Origin of the sequence: Prochlorococcus marinus XMU1412 (genome assembly GCF_017696315.1) — a bacterium.
GTDB classification, from domain to species: Bacteria; Cyanobacteriota; Cyanobacteriia; order PCC-6307; family Cyanobiaceae; genus Prochlorococcus_A; species Prochlorococcus_A marinus_AF.
On the sequence record NZ_JAAORJ010000004.1, the window covers coordinates 601,300 to 619,280 of the forward strand.

The window sequence follows — 17,981 nt, forward strand, 5'->3', positions numbered from 1 at the left end:
GCAAAATTTAATTAATAAAATATATCCTATGTCCTCAAACAATAGATATAAATTGGAAAACAATTCCGATTTAGAGACTATAAATAGTTTTAAAATCTTAATATTAAATATCAAAGCATTAAAAGATAAAACTTGGGGCTGCCCATGGCAGAAAATACAGTCTCATATATCGTTGATCCCATTTTTATATGAAGAGAGTAATGAATTTATAAATGCGATATATGAAAAAAATGCAGATAACATATGTGAAGAGTTAGGAGATCTTTTATTACAAGTAATGCTTCATGCTGAAATCGGCTACGAAGAAAAAGATTTTGCACTAAATGATGTTATAAAAAATCTAAATAAGAAAATTATTAATAGACATCCTTATATTTTTGACAAAAAAGAAAAAGTATCATTAAAAAAATCACAACAGATTTGGGAAAATATAAAAAATTTAGAAAATGATGCACCTCGTATAAAATCTTCAATTAGTAGAAATTTAAATTTGAAAATTAAAAATTTACCTCCAACGATTGGTACAGATAAAATCACAAATGTTGTTAAAGAAAATGGTTTCAAGTGGGAAAGTACTGATGAGATTTTTAAAAAGTTAGAAGAAGAGATAAATGAATTAAAAGAGGCAATCAAATGCAAAAATGATTCAGATATAAAAAATGAATTTGGGGATATTTACTTTACCCTTCTGAATCTCTCAAACTTTTTAAAAATAAATCCTGAGTCAGCTCTTCAAAAAACAAATATAAAATTTTTAGACAGATTTTCAATCGTCGAAGAGCATGCAGGAGATAATATTAAAAAACAAACTCCCAAAGACTTTCAACGGCTTTGGCAAATAGCGAAGCAAAAATTGGCAGGGAAACTTCCTAAAAGCAAATGACAAATATTACAACATGGATAGATGAATATCATAAAGGCTCAAGATTCGGCCTAAATGGGAAAATTCTAATTAAAAAAGTCTCAAAATTTCAAGAAATTATTGTTATTGAAAATGAATATTATGGTAAAGCTTTAATGTTAGATGGTTGCTGGATGACATCATTAAAAGACGAAAAATATTATCATGAGTGTCTTGTGCATCCTGCATTAAGTAGCATTGACGAAAAATCTAATGTACTAATTATTGGCGGTGGTGACGGTGGTACTTTAAGAGAATGCGTTAAATATTCTCAAATATCAAAAATTGATCTAGTAGAAATTGATGAGGAGGTTATCAAAATATCTAAAAAATTTCTAAAAGAAATTGGAGGCGAAGCATGGAATGACAAAAGATTAGAAATATATGTTGATGATGGTGTTAAATGGGTAAAAAAAACAAGAGATAATTTTTACGACGTTATATTTATAGATTGTTCAGATCCCTCAGAATTTTCAAATTTGTTATTTTCAGATTCTTTTTATGAAGAATGTAAAAGAATACTTACACCAAAGGGGATATTAGCAACGCAAAGCGAATCTCCTGAATCCTTCAAAAATATTCACATAAATATTTTGAAAACCCTAAAAAATATATTTAAAGTTTCTGAAACTATGTATTCCTTTGTGCCTATATATCCAAGCGGGATTTGGAGTTGGACATTCGCTTCTTCAGAAGATCTAGATTTATCAAAGAAAAATTATGATGAAGCCCTAAAAATAGAAAAAGGATGTGAAATTTGGAATTTAAATTTTCAAAATGCAGCATTCAAAATGATGCCAAATAAAATTATAAAAGAACTAAATCCATAAGATGACAAAAAATTTATTTGATAACGAAAATGCAATTTATATGGGAGCAAAAAGAAGTCCTGAGCATTGCTCAATTGGTATATTTGGAGTTAATTATGACGGGACATGTTCGTTTAAACCAGGAGCAAGATTTGGTCCTGATGCAATAAGACAAGTCAGTACTTGTTTAGAAACATATTGTCCAAAAATAAAAAAAGACTTAGAGGATATTATGTATGTTGATTTTGGATCAATACTAATTGATAAAAATGACTCAAAGTCCGTTATTGAATCGGTTAAATCAGCAACAAATTATTTAATTAGTAAAAGTCTTAGTCCTATTATGCTTGGAGGCGAACACTCTATTACAAGAGGTGCTATTGAAGCATTAGTAAAAAAGTATCCAAATTTGATATTAGTTCAACTTGATGCTCATGCAGATTTAAGAGAATCATATATAGGAAATGAACATAGTCATGCTTGTACTATGAAAAGATGCTTAGAAGTGCTACCTGAAAAGAAAATTTTGCAAGTCGGAATTAGAAGTGGGACTAAGGAAGAATTTGAAATTATGTATAACAAAAACCAATTAGTTAACTTTTGTCCAGGGGGAAATGCATATGAGTTAAAACAAGCTCTTCTACCATACGCTAAGTCTCCAATCTATTTAACAATAGATTTAGATTGGTTTGATCCCAGTTTATTAGCAGGGACGGGCACTCCAGAACCGGGAGGATTTTTTTGGAATGATTTTGAAGAAATACTGAAAACTTTAAAAGAATTTAGAATTGTGGCTTCAGACATTGTGGAATTATCTCCAGAAATTGATAAAAGCGGAGTAAGTAGCATAGTTGCAGCCAAAGTACTTAGAAGCTTAATTTTGTCATTAGAAAATATGCAATAAAAAATTTCTAAACTACAGTGTAAAAATACTAAATATAAACTAAATATTTCATGGATTTGCTAAAAAGTCCTCTTTACTCAAAATATATTGAATCCAATGCAAAATTAGTGGATTTTGCAGGTTGGGAAATGCCCATATCATTTTCAGGATTAATTAAAGAGCATGAATCAGTTAGATCTTCAGCAGGATTATTTGATATTTCTCACATGGGTGTGATATCTGTTAAGGGAATTAATCCAAAGGATTATATTCAAAAACTTTTCCCTACTAATTTATACTCCTCTTCTGAAGGTCAGGGGCTTTATACAGTAATGCTCAATCATAAAGGAGGAATAATAGATGACTTAATAATTTATGACCTTGGTATACAAGAAAATGACATATCAGAATTATTGTTAATAGTTAATGCAAGTAGATATAAAGAAGATTTTCAGTGGATAAAAAATAATTTAAATAAAGATGAACTTTCGATAACAAACTTTAAAAAAGACAAAGTACTTTTAGCACTACAGGGAAAAAACTCATTCGATTTATTTGAAGAATGGATTGAAGCTTCGATCTCACATATCCCTAACTTTGGATGCGAATATAAAATTTTTGAACATATTTCGCCTAAAGAAAAAATTTTCTTTTCAAAGACTGGATATACAGGGGAATATGGTCTAGAAATACTTTTATCTAAAAAAGCAGCAATTAATTTATGGGATTTCTCAATTTCCAAAAATGTTGCACCTTGTGGTTTGGGAGCAAGAGATACTCTTAGACTTGAAGCAGGCATGCATCTTTATGGTCAAGATATCAATGAAGAAACTTCTCCATATGAAGCAGGGTTAGGCTGGCTAGTACATCTAGAAAATAATCACGAATTCTTTGGAAGAAGATTTCTTGAAGAGCAGTCAAGATTCGGTATTCAAAAAAAGTTAGTTGGTCTCTCTATAGAAGGTAAAGCAATAGGAAGAAAAGGTTGCGCAGTTCTTAAAGGTGAAGAAAATATTGGGACTATCACAAGCGGAAGTTGGTCTCCAACTAAACAACAAGCTATAGCTTTTGCATACATCAATACTTCGCATGCCCTAATAAATAATGAAGTTCAAATATTAATAAGAGGCAAAAAATTCAAAGGGGTAATAACAAAAAGAGCGTTTTATAAAAAAAATTATTAACTAAATTTACCCTTAAAGAATTATTATAAGTTATTGATAAATAAATCATACTTAGATGAGAAACAAAATTTGCAAAGAACTCAATAATACAGATATTGGTAAATTGGTTAATTTATGCGGATGGGTAGATAGAAGAAGAGATCATGGTGGTGTAATTTTTATTGATTTAAGAGACCATAGTGGATTTCTACAAATAACAATTAACCCCGATGATGGTGCAGATCTATTTAAACAGGCAGAAACTCTAAGAAATGAAACAGTAATAATGGTTAGCGGAATTATTAATGAAAGGCCAAAAGATTCCATAAATACAAATTTAAGTACTGGAGAGTTAGAGCTCAAGGTTAAAGATTTGCAAGTTCTCAACCAAATTAAAAACAACTTACCTTTTCCAGTATCTATACATGATTATGAAAATACAAAAGAGGAACTCAGATTAAAATATAGATACCTTGATTTAAGAAGGGGAAAATTACTAGAAAATTTAAAAACAAGACATAAGATTATTAAAGTTGCTAGAGAATTTCTTGATAATTTTGGATTTACAGAAGTAGAGACCCCATTACTTACAAAGTCAACTCCTGAAGGTGCTCGCGATTTTCTTGTTCCTGCACGTCTTTCAAATGGAGAATTTTTTGCTTTACCTCAATCCCCACAACTATTTAAACAACTTTTAATGGTTGGGGGCTTAGATAAGTATTATCAAATCGCAAAATGTTTCCGTGATGAAGACTTAAGGGCAGATAGACAGCCAGAGTTTACTCAATTAGATATTGAGATGAGCTTTAGTAGTGAAGAAGAAATAATTTCTTTTAATGAAAGTCTCATAAAAAAAATATGGAAAGAAGTATTAAATATTAATTTTAATAATGCTTTTCCAAGAATGTCATGGCAATCAGCAATGGATAATTACGGCACTGATAGACCAGATACTAGATATCAAATGTTATTCAAAGATTTAGGAGGAGTATTAGGTGATATTGGATTTAATATTTTCACCAAGGCAATTAAGTCTGGAGGTTATATCAAATCCATAACAGTCAAAGGAGGTAATTCAAGTATTAGCAACGTAAGAATTAAACCAGGAGGTGATATCTTCCAAGTAGCTCAAGATGCAGGAGCTGGTGGTTTGGCCTTTATAAGGGTCAAAGGAGATGAGCTTGAGACTATTGGGGCAATTAAAAATAATTTAAGTGAAGAGCATATAGCTGATATTTTAAAAATCACAGACGCAAAAGATGGAGACTTAATCCTCTTAGGAGCTGGAGATAAACAAATTGTCAATCAGTCATTAGATAGGGTTAGACAATATATCGCAAAAGACTTAAACCTTATTGATAAAAGTAAATGGAATTTCTTATGGGTAACTGACTTCCCGATGTTTGAGAGAAATGAAGATGAAAATAGATATGAAGCTTTACATCATCCTTTTTGTTCTCCAAAAAATATAAAATCTAAAGATTCTGAAAACTTGAAAAAAGAAATTGAAAGCTCTACAGCAAATGCTTATGACTTAGTTCTCAATGGATTGGAGTTAGGAGGTGGCTCTTTACGTATTCATGAAGCGAACTTACAAAGAGAGGTTCTGAAAACGGTTGGACTTACTGATAAAGAGATTGATGAAAAATTTGGATTTTTAATAGAAGCCTTAGAAATGGGTGCTCCTCCTCATGGTGGAATAGCGTTTGGATTGGATCGTATTACCATGCTGATCATTGGAGCAGATTCAATCAGAGAAACCATTGCTTTTCCAAAAAATCAACAAGCAAAATGTCTTCTCACAAATGCACCTTCAAATGTCTCTGAATCACAATTAAAAGAATTAGATATTGAAATAACAATTGATGAATAAGCATATATATGGATGTTCTAAAAATTTTTTGTTTAAATAAAATATAAGGAGGCTGTGCTTAATTAAAAATATTTAATGTCAAAATTTGTTTTTGTCACTGGAGGAGTTGTTTCTAGCATTGGTAAAGGAATTGTAGCTGCAAGCTTAGGTAGATTATTAAAGTCTAGAGGATATAGTGTTTCAATATTAAAACTAGATCCATATCTAAATGTTGATCCAGGCACAATGAGCCCCTTCCAACATGGAGAAGTATTTGTAACTGAAGATGGAGCTGAAACAGATTTAGATTTAGGTCACTATGAAAGATTTACGGATACTGCAATGACTAGATTAAACAGTGTAACTACAGGATCTATCTATCAAGCAGTCATCAACAAAGAAAGAAGAGGTAACTATAACGGTGGAACTGTTCAAGTAATTCCTCACATAACTGGAGAAATAAAAGAAAGAATCCATCGAGTAGCCGCCAACAGCAATGCAGATATTATTATTACTGAAATTGGTGGAACAGTGGGTGATATTGAATCTCTACCTTTCTTAGAAGCAATAAGAGAATTCAAAAATGATGTCAATAGAAATGATGTTGCATACATACACGTAACATTACTTCCTTTCATCAAAACCTCTGGCGAAATCAAAACTAAGCCAACTCAGCATTCAGTAAAAGAATTAAGATCAATTGGAATTCAGCCAGATTTACTTGTTTGCCGAAGTGATAAATCGATAAATGAAGGTCTTAAAAAAAAGCTCAGTGGATTTTGCGGTGTCAATATTAACTCTGTAATTGAAGCATTAGACGCAGATAGTATTTATTCTGTACCTCTTTCTTTAAAAAAAGAAGGTTTATGCAAAGAAACCCTAAAGTATCTAGAACTTGAAGATAAAAAATGTGATTTAAAAAATTGGGAAGCACTAATTCACAATCTAAGAAATCCTGGAGCTCCAATAAAAGTTGCTCTCGTAGGTAAATACATTGAACTTGGAGATGCATATTTATCGGTTGTTGAAGCTTTAAGACATGCATGCATTGAACACAAGGCTTTATTAGATTTACATTGGGTAAACGCTGAAATGATAGAAAAAAATTCAGCAGAAACTTTCTTAAATGAAGTTGATGCAATTGTGGTGCCTGGAGGATTTGGCAATAGAGGAGTCAATGGAAAAATTTCAGCTATAAAATTTGCAAGAGAAAATAAAATTCCCTTTTTAGGGCTGTGCCTTGGTATGCAATGTGCAGTTATAGAATGGGCAAGGAATGTGGCTAATCTTCCAGATGCATCTAGTTCAGAACTAGATCCAAATACTCCAAATCCAGTGATACATTTATTGCCAGAACAGGAAGATGTCGTTGATTTAGGTGGGACAATGAGACTTGGAGTTTATCCATGTAGATTGACAAATAATACAACGGGAAAAAAATTGTATGATGAAGATGTTATTTATGAGAGGCATCGACATAGATACGAATTTAATAATTACTACAAACAAAGTTTTTTAAATTCCGGATACAAAATTAGTGGTACATCGCCAGATGGCAGATTAGTTGAGTTAATTGAGTTGGAAAATCATCCTTACTTCTTGGCATGTCAATATCATCCTGAGTTTTTATCACGACCTGGAAAACCTCATCCTTTATTTAAAGGTTTAATAAAAGCCTCTCAAGAAAAGTTAACTCAATCAAATTAATATTCTTTATTTTTTTGAATGAAAATGACAAATTTTTTACCCTTAGTTGAACAATTTCATTCCTTACAAGGTGAAGGCTATCACGCTGGAAAAAGTGCTTATTTTGTTAGGTTAGCTGGTTGTAAAGTTGGATGTTCTTGGTGCGATACCAAGAATTCATGGGACGAAAAAAAGCACCCTTCTATATCAATTGAAAAAATAATAGATCGCATAAAAATTGCCAGAGAAAAAGGAGCATCTTTTTGCGTTATTACAGGTGGAGAACCTTTACAACATAACTTAGATAATTTTTGCAAAACCATAAAAAAGTTGACGATGGGAGAAGAACAAAAGCCAATGAAGATTCATATTGAGACAAGTGGTGTTAATTCGATATCAGGAAGCTATGACTGGATTACTTTATCTCCTAAAAGACACTCGCCTCCAAAAAATTATTTTTTAAAAAACTGTAATGAAATCAAAATAATCATAAATGAAATAGAAGATATTGAATTTGCTATTCAAATAAAAAAAGAAACTTTAAAACAATATCAACTCTCTAAAAGCGAAGATGGCTTAAAAGAAGAAAATAAAATTTTTTATTTACAGCCAGCATGGAACAATGCGAACGGTTTTTCGCTTGCTATTGATTTCGTAAAAAATAATCCAGATTGGAAATTGAGCCTTCAAACTCACAAATACTTAAAAATTAATTGAAATCATATGTTTCTTAAAAATAAATCGATAGTAGTTTTATTATCTGGAGGTTTAGATTCTTCTACAGTTACTGGTATCGCAAAAAAATCCGAAGCTAAAATTTTTGGCCTTTCATTTGACTACGGTCAACGTCATAAAAAAGAACTAGATTCTGCATCAATAATTGCAAAACACTTTGATATCAAAGAATTTAAAATCATTAAGCTTGACTTATCTTTATGGGGAGGCTCTTCATTAACTGATACTCAAAAAAAAATTCCGAAAGAAGGATTGCAAACTAATAAAATTCCTAATACTTATGTTCCTGGGAGAAATACCATATTCATTTCCGTTGCACTAAGTTATGCCGAAGCAATAGATGCTGATTTTATAGGATTAGGAGTTAATGCACTAGATTATTCTGGTTATCCAGATTGTAGACCTGACTACATTAAAAAATTTCAAGAATTAGCAGATTTAGCCAATAAAAGAGGAAGAGAAAATAATCCAATAAAACTTTGGACGCCACTATTAGATTTAAATAAAGAGGAAATTATTCAATTAGCTTTTGCTAATCATGTCCCTTTAGATAAAACATGGAGTTGTTATTCGGGTAATTCAAAACCATGCGGTAAGTGTGATAGCTGCAGAATTAGAAATGCCGCTTATGAAAAATGGCTTAATAACAATAATAAAAAATGAAAATAAAAAAAATAATACTTGAAAAATGGATAGATCCAGCACTAATTACGCATGATCTAACAAAAAAATTCGGAGATAAAGGATTAGCTTGGCTAGACAGTGATGGCAAAGAAAATGGGGAATGGTCAATAATAGGAATTAAACCTAAAAAAATAATCCAATCAAGAGATATCAATAATTTAGACAAAACTAATAATCCATTTAACAATTTAAAAAATATTGAAAAAGGATTTTGGATCGGATGGTTAAGTTATGAAGCTGGAGTTTACATAGAACCAAAAAATCCATGGCGAAAATCTAATATGGCAACATTATGGATTGCATCATATGATCCAATCATTAAATGTAATCTAATAAAAAAAGAAATAATTATTGAAGGCACAAACTCATCTGAACTGATGAATTATAAAAACATAATCAACAATATAAAAAATATTGAAGAAGAAAATATTATTGAAACAAATTTAAATTTTGATTTTTCAAAAATAAATTTGGACGAAATGGCTGAAAAATTTCAAAAAAATATTTTAAAATTGAAAAAATTAATTTCCCTAGGGGATATATTCCAAGCAAATCTAACAACTAAATGCCAAATTGAATCTTCCAAAAACTATAATCCTCTAGATATTTATTTGAAAATAAGAAGGAAATTAAGAGCTCCCTTTGGAGGAATAATAATAAATAATGATAATTATAAAGAAGCTGTATTATCTACCTCGCCAGAAAGATTTATAAAAATAGATAATAAAAATTTTGTAGAATCAAGGCCTATCAAAGGAACTAGATCTAGAGATAAAGATTTAAATCAAGACGCACTTAATGCTATCGATTTAATAACGAACGAAAAAGATAGAGCGGAAAATATTATGATTGTTGACCTAATAAGAAATGATTTAAGTAAAGTTTGCGAAATAGGAAGTATTATGGTGCCAGAAATATTAAAACTTGAAAGTTTCTTAAAAGTTCATCATCTAACTTCAGTAATCAGAGGCAAATTAAAAAAGGACAAGAACTGGATTGATTTACTAAAAGCTTGTTGGCCTGGGGGGTCTATAACTGGAGCACCTAAATTAAGATCATGCCAGAGACTTTTTGAATTAGAAGAATGTGAACGCGGACCATACTGTGGCTCATTTTTGAAGCTTGACTGGAATGGAGAGTTTGACAGCAATATACTAATAAGATCATTTTTAATTAAAGACAAAAAAATCAATATATATGCTGGTTGCGGAATAGTTATTGACTCAAACCCTGAAGAGGAAACTAATGAACTAAAGTGGAAACTTTTACCTTTAATTGATTCACTAAAATGATTGAAACATTAGGCTGGCATAAGGATCAATGGTTGGATATTGATAGAATATTTATTGCTGCTAATAATAGAGGATTAAAATTCGCTGATGGTATATTTGAAACCATTTTGATCAAAGAAAACAAACCTATTCTTTTTGATGAACATCTGAAAAGATTAGAAAAAAGTAGCAAGATTTTAAATATTAATCTCAAAATAAATAAATTAATTTTGAAACAACTTATTCAAGATGGAATTAAAAAGTTATCGCTTAAAAATGATCAATTTGCTGCAGTAAGAATAAACTATAGTCGAGGAACTAATGAAGGTCGAAAACTAACAATTGATAGCACTTCAGAAACAAAAGATTTGGATAATTTATGGCTTGAGTTCTATAGAATCAAACCAAATTTTAATCCGATAAGCGTGTGCATTAGTCAAACGGAAAAAATAAATGAATTCAGTCTTATAAGTAAATGCAAAACATTTTCATATAATCAGGCAATACAAGTTTTGACAGAAGCTAATGAAAAATCATTTGATGATTCTATCCTTTTGAATACGTCAGGTGAACTTTGTTGTGGAAGTACATTTAATCTTCTAATTAAAAGAAATAATCAATGGATAACTCCTAGAAAAGAGAGCGGCTGTTTAGAGGGGATTATGGTTTCTGAAGCTTTAAAATTGAAAATTGTAAAAGAAGAATTAATTCCTCCAGAATTTCAAAATGATGACATAATAATTGCAATTAATAGCTTATCTTGCAGACAAATTAATCAAATTAATGATTTAAAGCTTAAACCTAAATTCGATCCAATTTACTTTTGGGATTTATTATATAGTTGAACTTTATTAATATCTGGTAAATAGACATCAGATACTTTAGTTATATTGTTATTAACCTTAAATTCAACAATTTTTCCAATAATGATAATTGATGGAGCTAAAAACTCTTTATCTTTGATTTTATCTGGAAGATTATCTAATTTCTCTATCAAACATTTTTGATTTTTTAAAGTAGCTTCTTGAATAACAGCGCATTTAGTACTCTTATCTAAACCACCTAGAATTAATTCTTCCACAATAAATTCAATATTTTTTATACCCATAAAAATTACTAAGCTATCTGATGATTTAGCTAAATCTCTCCAATTCACTGTCTTTTTTTCCTTATCTACACGCTCATGTCCAGTGACGAAAGTTACGGAACTCGCAGCATCTCTATGGGTTAGTGGAATACCAAAATATGTAGGGGCAGCTATTCCAGAAGTAATACCAGGAACTATTTCAACTGAAATTCCATTTTTTTCTAAAATCGATACCTCTTCACCACCTCTAGAAAAAACGAATGGGTCTCCCCCTTTAAGCCTTACAACATTTTTGCCTTCTTTTGCCAATTTCAAAATAAGAGCATTAGTTTCATTCTGAGGTACAGAACACTTTCCAGCTCTTTTACCTACATGGAAAATTTCTGTATGTTTTCCTGCCTCTTTTGTTATTTCATCCGGGATCAGAGCATCATGTACTAATGCGTCACAATTTTTGATTAGGCGTAAAGCTTTTAGAGTTAGAAGCTCAGGGTCACCAGGACCTGCTCCAACTAAATAAACAATGCCGGGCACAATAATCTCCATTAACAAGTATGGTAGTAAAAGTTAATGGTAATGAAGGTAAATATTGTGAAAGAAAGTTTATTAAAACCAAATAAAAAATTTACTCTCCTTAGTGCCTTTATCACTCTTCTAAATGATCGTTTAAGTGAAAGCATACTACTACCTATATTACCCTCCTTTGTTTTACTTTTTGATTCTAAAGCAAGTACATATGGTTTATTATCATGCACTTACCAATTAGCTCAATTTACAGCTTCTCCTTTTATAGGACTTATGAGCGATAGATATGGAAGAAGACCTGTCACTCTTTTTTGTATTATTGGTTCAGTCATAGGAATATCAATATTATCTTTTACAGTTCTATTTAATTGGTCAAATTCAATAGCCTCTATCCCTTTATTTTTATTATTTTTAGCAAGACTAATTGACGGTTTAAGTGGGGGAACTGCAGCTACTGCAACAACAATTCTTGCAGATATTTCAAGCCCTGAAAAAAGAGCAAAAACATTTGGACTTATTGGTGTAGCTTTTGGTTTAAGTTTTTTCTTAGGTAATATTTTTGTTGTTATTTTTGCCAAAAATACAAATAATAATTTTATTATTCCAGTTTTGATAGCCTCAATCATTCCAATAATAAATTTCCTCCTTGTATTTTTTTACTTACCGGAAACCAAGCCTAATAGTGACTCAAATAAATCAAAACCTTTTATAAAAAACCCTTTAAAAAACCTATTTACAGTTTTCAAAGAAGAAAAGATTAAAAAATTATCATTAGCTTTTTTTATTTACTTTATTGCTTTTACTGGATTGACCAATATACTTATATTCTTCCTTCAAGAATCTTTAAACTGGACGACAAAAGCATCAAGTGGAACTCTTGTTGTAGTAGGAATAATTGCAATTATCGTTCAGGGAGGACTAATTGGGCCTCTTGTAAAACAATTTGGAGAAATGCGATTAACACTTATCGGATCAGGCTTTATTCTTGTTGCATGTTCTCTTTTAATAACTGCTCCAAAAGAAAATGCGACAATTAATATTTATTCAGCTGTATCATTTTTAGCCGTTGGGGCAGGATTAATTACGCCCACCTTAAGAGCACTAATATCAAAGAAATTAGACACTGATAAACAAGGATCAATTTTAAGTAATCTTCAAGGTCTACAGAGTCTTGGGGGGGTTTTAGGAATTGCAATGGCAGGAAGGGTTTATGATAGTTTTGGTCCTAAATCTCCTTTTATAGCTGGTTCCGTTATCTTGCTTTTCATGATATACCTTATTGCAGAGGGTAAAAGTAATAATTCTTTTAATAATCAAAAATCAAAAGTATTGAAATGAAACGCCAGGCTGATGTTTTTATTAATAGAGAATTAAGTTGGATTGAATTTAATAAAAGAGTTCTCCTTACTGGAATGGAAAAGGAGTACAAAATCCTAGACAAAGTAAAATTTTGTTCAATTTTTAGTAATAACCTAGATGAATTTTTTATGGTAAGAGTAGCTTCATTAAAGGCTCAAGTTGAAGCAGAAATTACTAAAAAAAGTATTGACGGACTTACCCCTAAAGAGCAATTAAAAAAAATCAATAATGAAATAAAGAAGTTAACTATTCTCCAAGAAAACTATGTAAATAATGAATTAAAAAATGAATTAAAAGAAAAAGGTGTAATTTTAAAAAAATATAAGGACCTAAGTGATAATCAAAGAAATTGGTGTAATAACTTCTTTACAACATCTATTTTCCCTTTATTAACTCCATTAGTTGTTGATCCGGCACATCCATTTCCTTTTATAAGTAATTTAAGTCTAAATTTAGCAGCTTTAATAAAGGATGAGGAGAATTCTAAAAATCAGTTTGTCAGAGTAAAAATACCAACAAAAAATATACCCCGATTTATAAGAATTCCCAATGAAATTACTCAACTTAGTGATGAAAGTTCTCACTATTTCATAAGTGTTGAAGATTTAATTGGGAATAATATAAATACTTTATTTAACGGAATGGAATGTATAAATTACTCTTTTTTTAGAGTGACAAGAGATGCAGATTTAGAATTAAAAGAACTTGAAGCTGATGATCTACTTTTAGCTGTTGAACAAAGTTTGCAAAAAAGAAGATTAGGTGGAGACGTAGTTAGATTAGAAGTGGAGTCAGATATGCCAGAAAATATTCTAAAGTTACTTATTGAAAGTATCGCAATACAGAAAGAATATATATACTTTTGCAAAAGTTTATTAGGCCTAGACGATTTAAATCAGCTTACAAAAATTGATAGAGATGATTTAAAAGAAAATCTACTAATTGGAAAAACTCACCCAGAATTAAAACATTTAGATTTGCCTTCAAACAAAAACCCTAATTCTATTTTCAAGATACTTAGGAAAAAAAATATTCTGCTTCATCATCCCTATGACCTATTTAAAACTTCAGTTGAAGAATTTATAAACAGAGCAGCTGATGATCCACTTGTAATGGCTATAAAAATTACTTTATATCGAGTTTCCCAAGATTCCCCTATAATTGCAGCTTTAATGAGAGCTGCAGAGAATGGTAAAGAAGTAATGACTCTTGTTGAACTAAAAGCAAGATTTGATGAAGATAATAATATTCAATGGGCCAAACAACTTGAACAAGCTGGCATTCATGTTGTATATGGAATCATCGGATTTAAAACACATACAAAAATTGCCTTAACAGTAAGAAAAGAGAAAGGACGATTAAGGAATTATTTCCATATTGGAACAGGAAATTATAACTCTAATACTTCAAAGTTTTATACAGATTTAGGATTACTTTCAACGGATCCTGATATTGCATCTGATTTACTTGAGTTATTTAACTACTTATCTGGTTTCTCTAAACAAAAAAGTTATCAAAAGTTATTAGTTTCTCCCTCATCGATGCGAGAGAAATTTATATTTCTGATAAAGAGAGAAATTAAAAATGCAGAAGAAGGCAAAAAAGCCGAAATAATCGCAAAAATGAATTCTTTAGTAGACCCAGAAATAATTAAACTGCTTTATTTAGCTTCAGACTCAGGTGTAAAAATTAGCCTCATCATAAGAGGTATTTGTTGCCTATATCCCCAAAGAAAAAATTTAAGTGAAAATATTAAAGTTATAAGCATTATTGGCCATTTTCTTGAACACTCAAGAATTTTTTGGTTTTGTAATAACGGGGATAATGAGGTTTTTATAGGGAGTGCAGATTGGATGAGAAGAAATCTTGATAGAAGAATAGAAGCTGTTACTCCTATAGAGGATTATGAATTGAAATCTAAAATATACACGCTTTTGCAAACTTACATTAAAGATAATTACTTTTCTTGGATAATGAAAGATGATGGTTCATATTCGAAATATGAATTAGATTCATCGCATAATCGTTCGCAAATTGACCTCATAGAAAAATAAAATTAATATTGATTTTTACAACATTTATAAAAATACTTAATATTTTAAATTTTTTTTATTTTTTATAAAATCATCTCATATCAATGGATTTCAAGAAGTAAGCTTTAAAAAAAAAATTTTTGTCTTTAAAATTTCAACGTAAAAGTAGTTTTTATTTCAATTTCAGTGCTAGCTTTTTAAAAAATCCATTATTTAGGAGGCCAGGGTGATGGGGATCCCTCTGGAATCTGCGAAAAGCTCTTCAAATAATTTTGATGAGCCAAGATTACCAAACACTGCGGGCAAATCTCGCAAATCGAAATCCAGTCTTACGGCAAAACAAAGCCAAAAAAAATCTGGCAGACTCGCTTCAGATTCTATTGGCTATTACTTAAGTAGCATTGGAAGAGTACCTCTTTTGACTCCAGCAGAGGAAATAGAGTTAGCTCATCATGTTCAGAACATGAAAAAGTTGCTACAAATTCCTGAAACTGATAGAACCCAACGAAATCTTTATCAAATTAAGATTGGCAAAAGAGCAAGAGATAGAATGATGGCAGCTAATCTAAGGCTCGTTGTCTCAGTTGCAAAAAAATACCAAAACCAAGGGCTTGAATTATTAGATCTTGTCCAGGAAGGAGCTATTGGACTTGAAAGAGCCGTAGATAAATTTGATCCTGCTATGGGATATAAATTCTCAACTTATGCTTACTGGTGGATTAGACAAGGAATGACGAGGGCAATTGATAACAGTGCTAGAACCATTCGTTTGCCTATTCACATAAGTGAAAAACTATCCAAAATGAGAAGAGTCTCCAGAGAATTATCACACAAATTTGGCAGACAACCTACAAGATTGGAAATGGCAACTGAGATGGGAATTGATCAAAAAGATTTAGAAGATTTAATTTCTCAAAGTGCTCCTTGCGCCTCCCTAGATGCACATGCAAGAGGGGAAGAAGACAGAAGTACACTTGGTGAACTCATACCCGATCCAAACTGTGAAGAGCCTATGGAAGGTATGGATAGAACTATTCAAAAAGAGCATTTAGGAACTTGGCTTTCTCAATTAAATGAAAGAGAGCAAAAAATCATGAAGCTCAGATTTGGGCTAGATGGTGAAGAACCATTAACACTCGCAGAAATAGGAAGACAAATTAATGTTTCGCGAGAAAGAGTAAGGCAACTAGAAGCTAAAGCAATATTAAAGCTTCGAGTAATGACAACTCATCAAAAAGCAGCTTAACCAAATTGATAAAATTTATTGTAATTTTATTATATTTATTTTTAATTTTTTTAATTTCAATAGTTTTTAAAAAATATAATGAAGATAACAAAGAAATAGTCAGAAAAATAATACATATTGGAATAGGTCCTTTAATACCAATTGCTCAATTTTTAAAAATTAATCAAAACTCTGCTCTAATTTTTACGGGAATTGTTTCATTAATGGTTTTCACCAATTACAACTATAAATTATTTCCAACAATTGAGGATGTTGAGAGAAAAAGTTATGGGACATTATTTTATTGTCTAAGTTTATTTATTTTGATTTATCTTTTCTGGGATAAAGATCCATATGCACTAATTAGTGGATTTTTCATAATGACTTTTGGTGATGGATTAGCTGGATTAATAGGAAAAAGCTTTAACTCAAAGAGTTGGATTTTTTTTGAACAAAAAAAATCTTTATATGGAACCATAACAATGTTTTTAACAAGTTTGATAGTAGTTTGCTCAATAGGATATTCTCAACAAAATAGTCTAAATTTAAATTATTTTACAATAGCTTTTATTGCGACTTTGCTCGAGCAATTTAGTATTCTAGGAATAGATAATTTCATTGTTCCAATCTCTTCAGCATTATTTTTTAATTTTTTAATAACTAGCTAAGTGAATGGTATAAAATAGCGATTAATTCTTTTGTTGTTTCTATATCTATACATGCATCTGTAATGCTTCTGCCAAACTGGAGATCTTCTTTTTTTAAAAGTTTTTGATTTCCTTCCTTCAAATGACTTTCAAGCATAACTCCTAAAATATTTTTTTCACCATTACTAATTTGAGAAGCTACATTTTTTAGCACTTCTGACTGTTTTCGGAAATCTTTATTGGAATTTCCATGACTACAATCAATCATCACTTTATGGGGAAGATTACACTGCCTCAATTCTGCTGAAATTCTTTGTACATGATCACTTTCAAAATTTGGGCCTTTTGAACCGCCCCTTAAAACTATATGTCCATCTGGATTTCCTGTAGTATTAACTATAGAAGCCATTCCATTTTCATTTACACCTAAGAAGTGATGGGATTTTGAAGCTGACTGCATTGCATTAATTGCAGTAGTAAAAGAACCATCCGTTCCATTTTTAAAGCCTATAGGCATTGATAATCCTGATGCCATTTCTCTATGAGTTTGACTTTCTGTGGTCCGCGCACCTATGGCTGTCCAACTTATTAAATCGGCAATGTATTGAGGAACAATTGGATCTAGTAATTCTGTAGCAGAGGGTATGCCTCGAGTTGCTAAATATGAAAGCAAACTTCTTGCCCTTCTTAAACCAGTATTAATATCATAAGAATCATCTAGATGAGGATCATTTATCAATCCCTTCCAACCAATAGTTGTTCTTGGTTTTTCAAAATATACTCTCATAATTATTTCTAATTTATCGTTATACATTTCTCGGAATTTTTGAATATATTTTGAATATTCCTTTGCCGCCTCAAGATCATGAATTGAACATGGACCCACAATGACTAAAAGCTTCTGATCATTATGATGCAAAATATTTTGTATCGATCTTCTTGTTTTAGATACTGTATTAGCAGAGTCGTGATCTAAAGGTATATCATTATGTAATCTGCTTGGAGGTATTAATGGACGTGTTTCAAGAACATGTAAATCTGATGTCTTTTCTAAAGCTGAATTATTTGATGATGTCGTCATTGATTAATTAAGAAGTTTGAATATTTAAAAAAGCATTTAT

16 protein-coding genes are annotated in these 17,981 nt (G+C 30.8%); 14 read left to right on the top strand and 2 right to left on the bottom strand.

Going from position 1 to position 17,981, the window contains the following annotated elements:
* Positions 1–28 precede the first annotated feature (28 nt).
* The 10 genes from mazG (at position 29) to HA152_RS09820 (ending at position 10,829) form a co-directional block, all read left to right on the top strand.
* Positions 29–883, top strand: a complete 855-nt coding sequence (gene mazG / locus HA152_RS09775; protein WP_209135804.1) for a nucleoside triphosphate pyrophosphohydrolase — start codon at positions 29–31, stop codon at positions 881–883.
* Complete coding sequence (speE, locus tag HA152_RS09780) at positions 880–1,731, top strand: polyamine aminopropyltransferase (RefSeq protein ID WP_209135805.1); 852 nt, start codon at positions 880–882, stop codon at positions 1,729–1,731. Before mazG ends, speE begins: the two co-directional genes overlap by 4 nt.
* 1 nt (position 1,732) lies before the next feature.
* On the top strand, positions 1,733–2,614 hold the full coding sequence (gene speB / locus HA152_RS09785; protein WP_209135806.1) for an agmatinase: 882 nt from the start codon (positions 1,733–1,735) through the stop codon (positions 2,612–2,614).
* Positions 2,615–2,664: 50 nt separating this feature from the next.
* Positions 2,665–3,777 carry a glycine cleavage system aminomethyltransferase GcvT gene (gcvT, locus tag HA152_RS09790; protein WP_209135807.1) on the top strand — a complete coding sequence of 371 codons (1,113 nt, stop codon included), beginning with the start codon at positions 2,665–2,667 and terminating at the stop codon, positions 3,775–3,777.
* 55 nt (positions 3,778–3,832) lie between these two features.
* Positions 3,833–5,629, top strand: coding sequence for an aspartate--tRNA ligase (gene aspS, locus HA152_RS09795; protein ID WP_209135808.1), 1,797 nt, complete (start codon positions 3,833–3,835; stop codon positions 5,627–5,629).
* Between the two features lie 75 nt (positions 5,630–5,704).
* Positions 5,705–7,315 carry a CTP synthase gene (locus HA152_RS09800; protein ID WP_209135809.1) on the top strand — a complete coding sequence of 537 codons (1,611 nt, stop codon included), beginning with the start codon at positions 5,705–5,707 and terminating at the stop codon, positions 7,313–7,315.
* A gap of 24 nt (positions 7,316–7,339) precedes the next feature.
* A complete protein-coding gene (locus HA152_RS09805) occupies positions 7,340–8,011 on the top strand; it encodes a 7-carboxy-7-deazaguanine synthase QueE (RefSeq protein ID WP_209135810.1) in 672 nt (223 codons plus the stop codon).
* Between the two features lie 6 nt (positions 8,012–8,017).
* On the top strand, positions 8,018–8,692 hold the full coding sequence (queC, locus tag HA152_RS09810; protein WP_209135811.1) for a 7-cyano-7-deazaguanine synthase QueC: 675 nt from the start codon (positions 8,018–8,020) through the stop codon (positions 8,690–8,692).
* Positions 8,689–10,005, top strand: a complete 1,317-nt coding sequence (locus tag HA152_RS09815; RefSeq protein WP_209135812.1) for an anthranilate synthase component I family protein — start codon at positions 8,689–8,691, stop codon at positions 10,003–10,005. Before queC ends, HA152_RS09815 begins: the two co-directional genes overlap by 4 nt.
* A complete protein-coding gene (locus HA152_RS09820) occupies positions 10,002–10,829 on the top strand; it encodes an aminotransferase class IV (protein ID WP_209135813.1) in 828 nt (275 codons plus the stop codon). Before HA152_RS09815 ends, HA152_RS09820 begins: the two co-directional genes overlap by 4 nt.
* Here HA152_RS09820 and cobA read toward each other — a convergent pair.
* Positions 10,802–11,605, bottom strand: coding sequence for a uroporphyrinogen-III C-methyltransferase (gene cobA, locus HA152_RS09825; protein ID WP_025928999.1), 804 nt, complete (start codon positions 11,603–11,605; stop codon positions 10,802–10,804). The genes HA152_RS09820 and cobA overlap by 28 nt on opposite strands.
* Positions 11,606–11,662: 57 nt before the next feature.
* On the opposite strand from cobA, the gene HA152_RS09830 reads away from it, so the two are divergent.
* The 4 genes from HA152_RS09830 (at position 11,663) to HA152_RS09845 (ending at position 16,881) form a co-directional block, all read left to right on the top strand.
* On the top strand, positions 11,663–12,934 hold the full coding sequence (locus tag HA152_RS09830; RefSeq protein WP_209135814.1) for an MFS transporter: 1,272 nt from the start codon (positions 11,663–11,665) through the stop codon (positions 12,932–12,934).
* Complete coding sequence (gene ppk1 / locus HA152_RS09835; protein WP_209135815.1) at positions 12,931–15,009, top strand: polyphosphate kinase 1; 2,079 nt, start codon at positions 12,931–12,933, stop codon at positions 15,007–15,009. The genes HA152_RS09830 and ppk1 overlap by 4 nt, the downstream gene beginning before the upstream one ends.
* 208 nt (positions 15,010–15,217) lie before the next feature.
* The gene (locus tag HA152_RS09840) at positions 15,218–16,234 is read left to right on the top strand and encodes an RpoD/SigA family RNA polymerase sigma factor (protein ID WP_209135816.1); all 1,017 of its coding nucleotides are present in this window, start codon (positions 15,218–15,220) and stop codon (positions 16,232–16,234) included.
* Positions 16,235–16,239: 5 nt separating this feature from the next.
* Complete coding sequence (locus HA152_RS09845; RefSeq protein ID WP_209135817.1) at positions 16,240–16,881, top strand: diacylglycerol/polyprenol kinase family protein; 642 nt, start codon at positions 16,240–16,242, stop codon at positions 16,879–16,881.
* Here the strand turns inward: HA152_RS09845 and HA152_RS09850 are convergent.
* Positions 16,874–17,941, bottom strand: a complete 1,068-nt coding sequence (locus HA152_RS09850) for a 3-deoxy-7-phosphoheptulonate synthase (RefSeq protein WP_209135818.1) — start codon at positions 17,939–17,941, stop codon at positions 16,874–16,876. The two genes, HA152_RS09845 and HA152_RS09850, sit on opposite strands and share 8 nt — an antisense overlap.
* Positions 17,942–17,981: the final 40 nt, after the last annotated feature.

Coding starts and splice junctions, on each gene's coding strand:
- HA152_RS09815 (WP_209135812.1), top strand. CDS start 8,689: ATGAAAATAAAAAAAATAATACTTGAAAAATGGATAGATCCAGCACTA.
- gcvT (WP_209135807.1), top strand. CDS start 2,665: ATGGATTTGCTAAAAAGTCCTCTTTACTCAAAATATATTGAATCCAAT.
- mazG (WP_209135804.1), top strand. CDS start 29: ATGTCCTCAAACAATAGATATAAATTGGAAAACAATTCCGATTTAGAG.
- ppk1 (WP_209135815.1), top strand. CDS start 12,931: ATGAAACGCCAGGCTGATGTTTTTATTAATAGAGAATTAAGTTGGATT.
- queC (WP_209135811.1), top strand. CDS start 8,018: ATGTTTCTTAAAAATAAATCGATAGTAGTTTTATTATCTGGAGGTTTA.
- aspS (WP_209135808.1), top strand. CDS start 3,833: ATGAGAAACAAAATTTGCAAAGAACTCAATAATACAGATATTGGTAAA.
- HA152_RS09805 (WP_209135810.1), top strand. CDS start 7,340: ATGACAAATTTTTTACCCTTAGTTGAACAATTTCATTCCTTACAAGGT.
- HA152_RS09850 (WP_209135818.1), bottom strand. CDS start 17,941: ATGACGACATCATCAAATAATTCAGCTTTAGAAAAGACATCAGATTTA.
- speE (WP_209135805.1), top strand. CDS start 880: ATGACAAATATTACAACATGGATAGATGAATATCATAAAGGCTCAAGA.
- speB (WP_209135806.1), top strand. CDS start 1,733: ATGACAAAAAATTTATTTGATAACGAAAATGCAATTTATATGGGAGCA.
- HA152_RS09820 (WP_209135813.1), top strand. CDS start 10,002: ATGATTGAAACATTAGGCTGGCATAAGGATCAATGGTTGGATATTGAT.
- HA152_RS09840 (WP_209135816.1), top strand. CDS start 15,218: ATGGGGATCCCTCTGGAATCTGCGAAAAGCTCTTCAAATAATTTTGAT.
- HA152_RS09800 (WP_209135809.1), top strand. CDS start 5,705: ATGTCAAAATTTGTTTTTGTCACTGGAGGAGTTGTTTCTAGCATTGGT.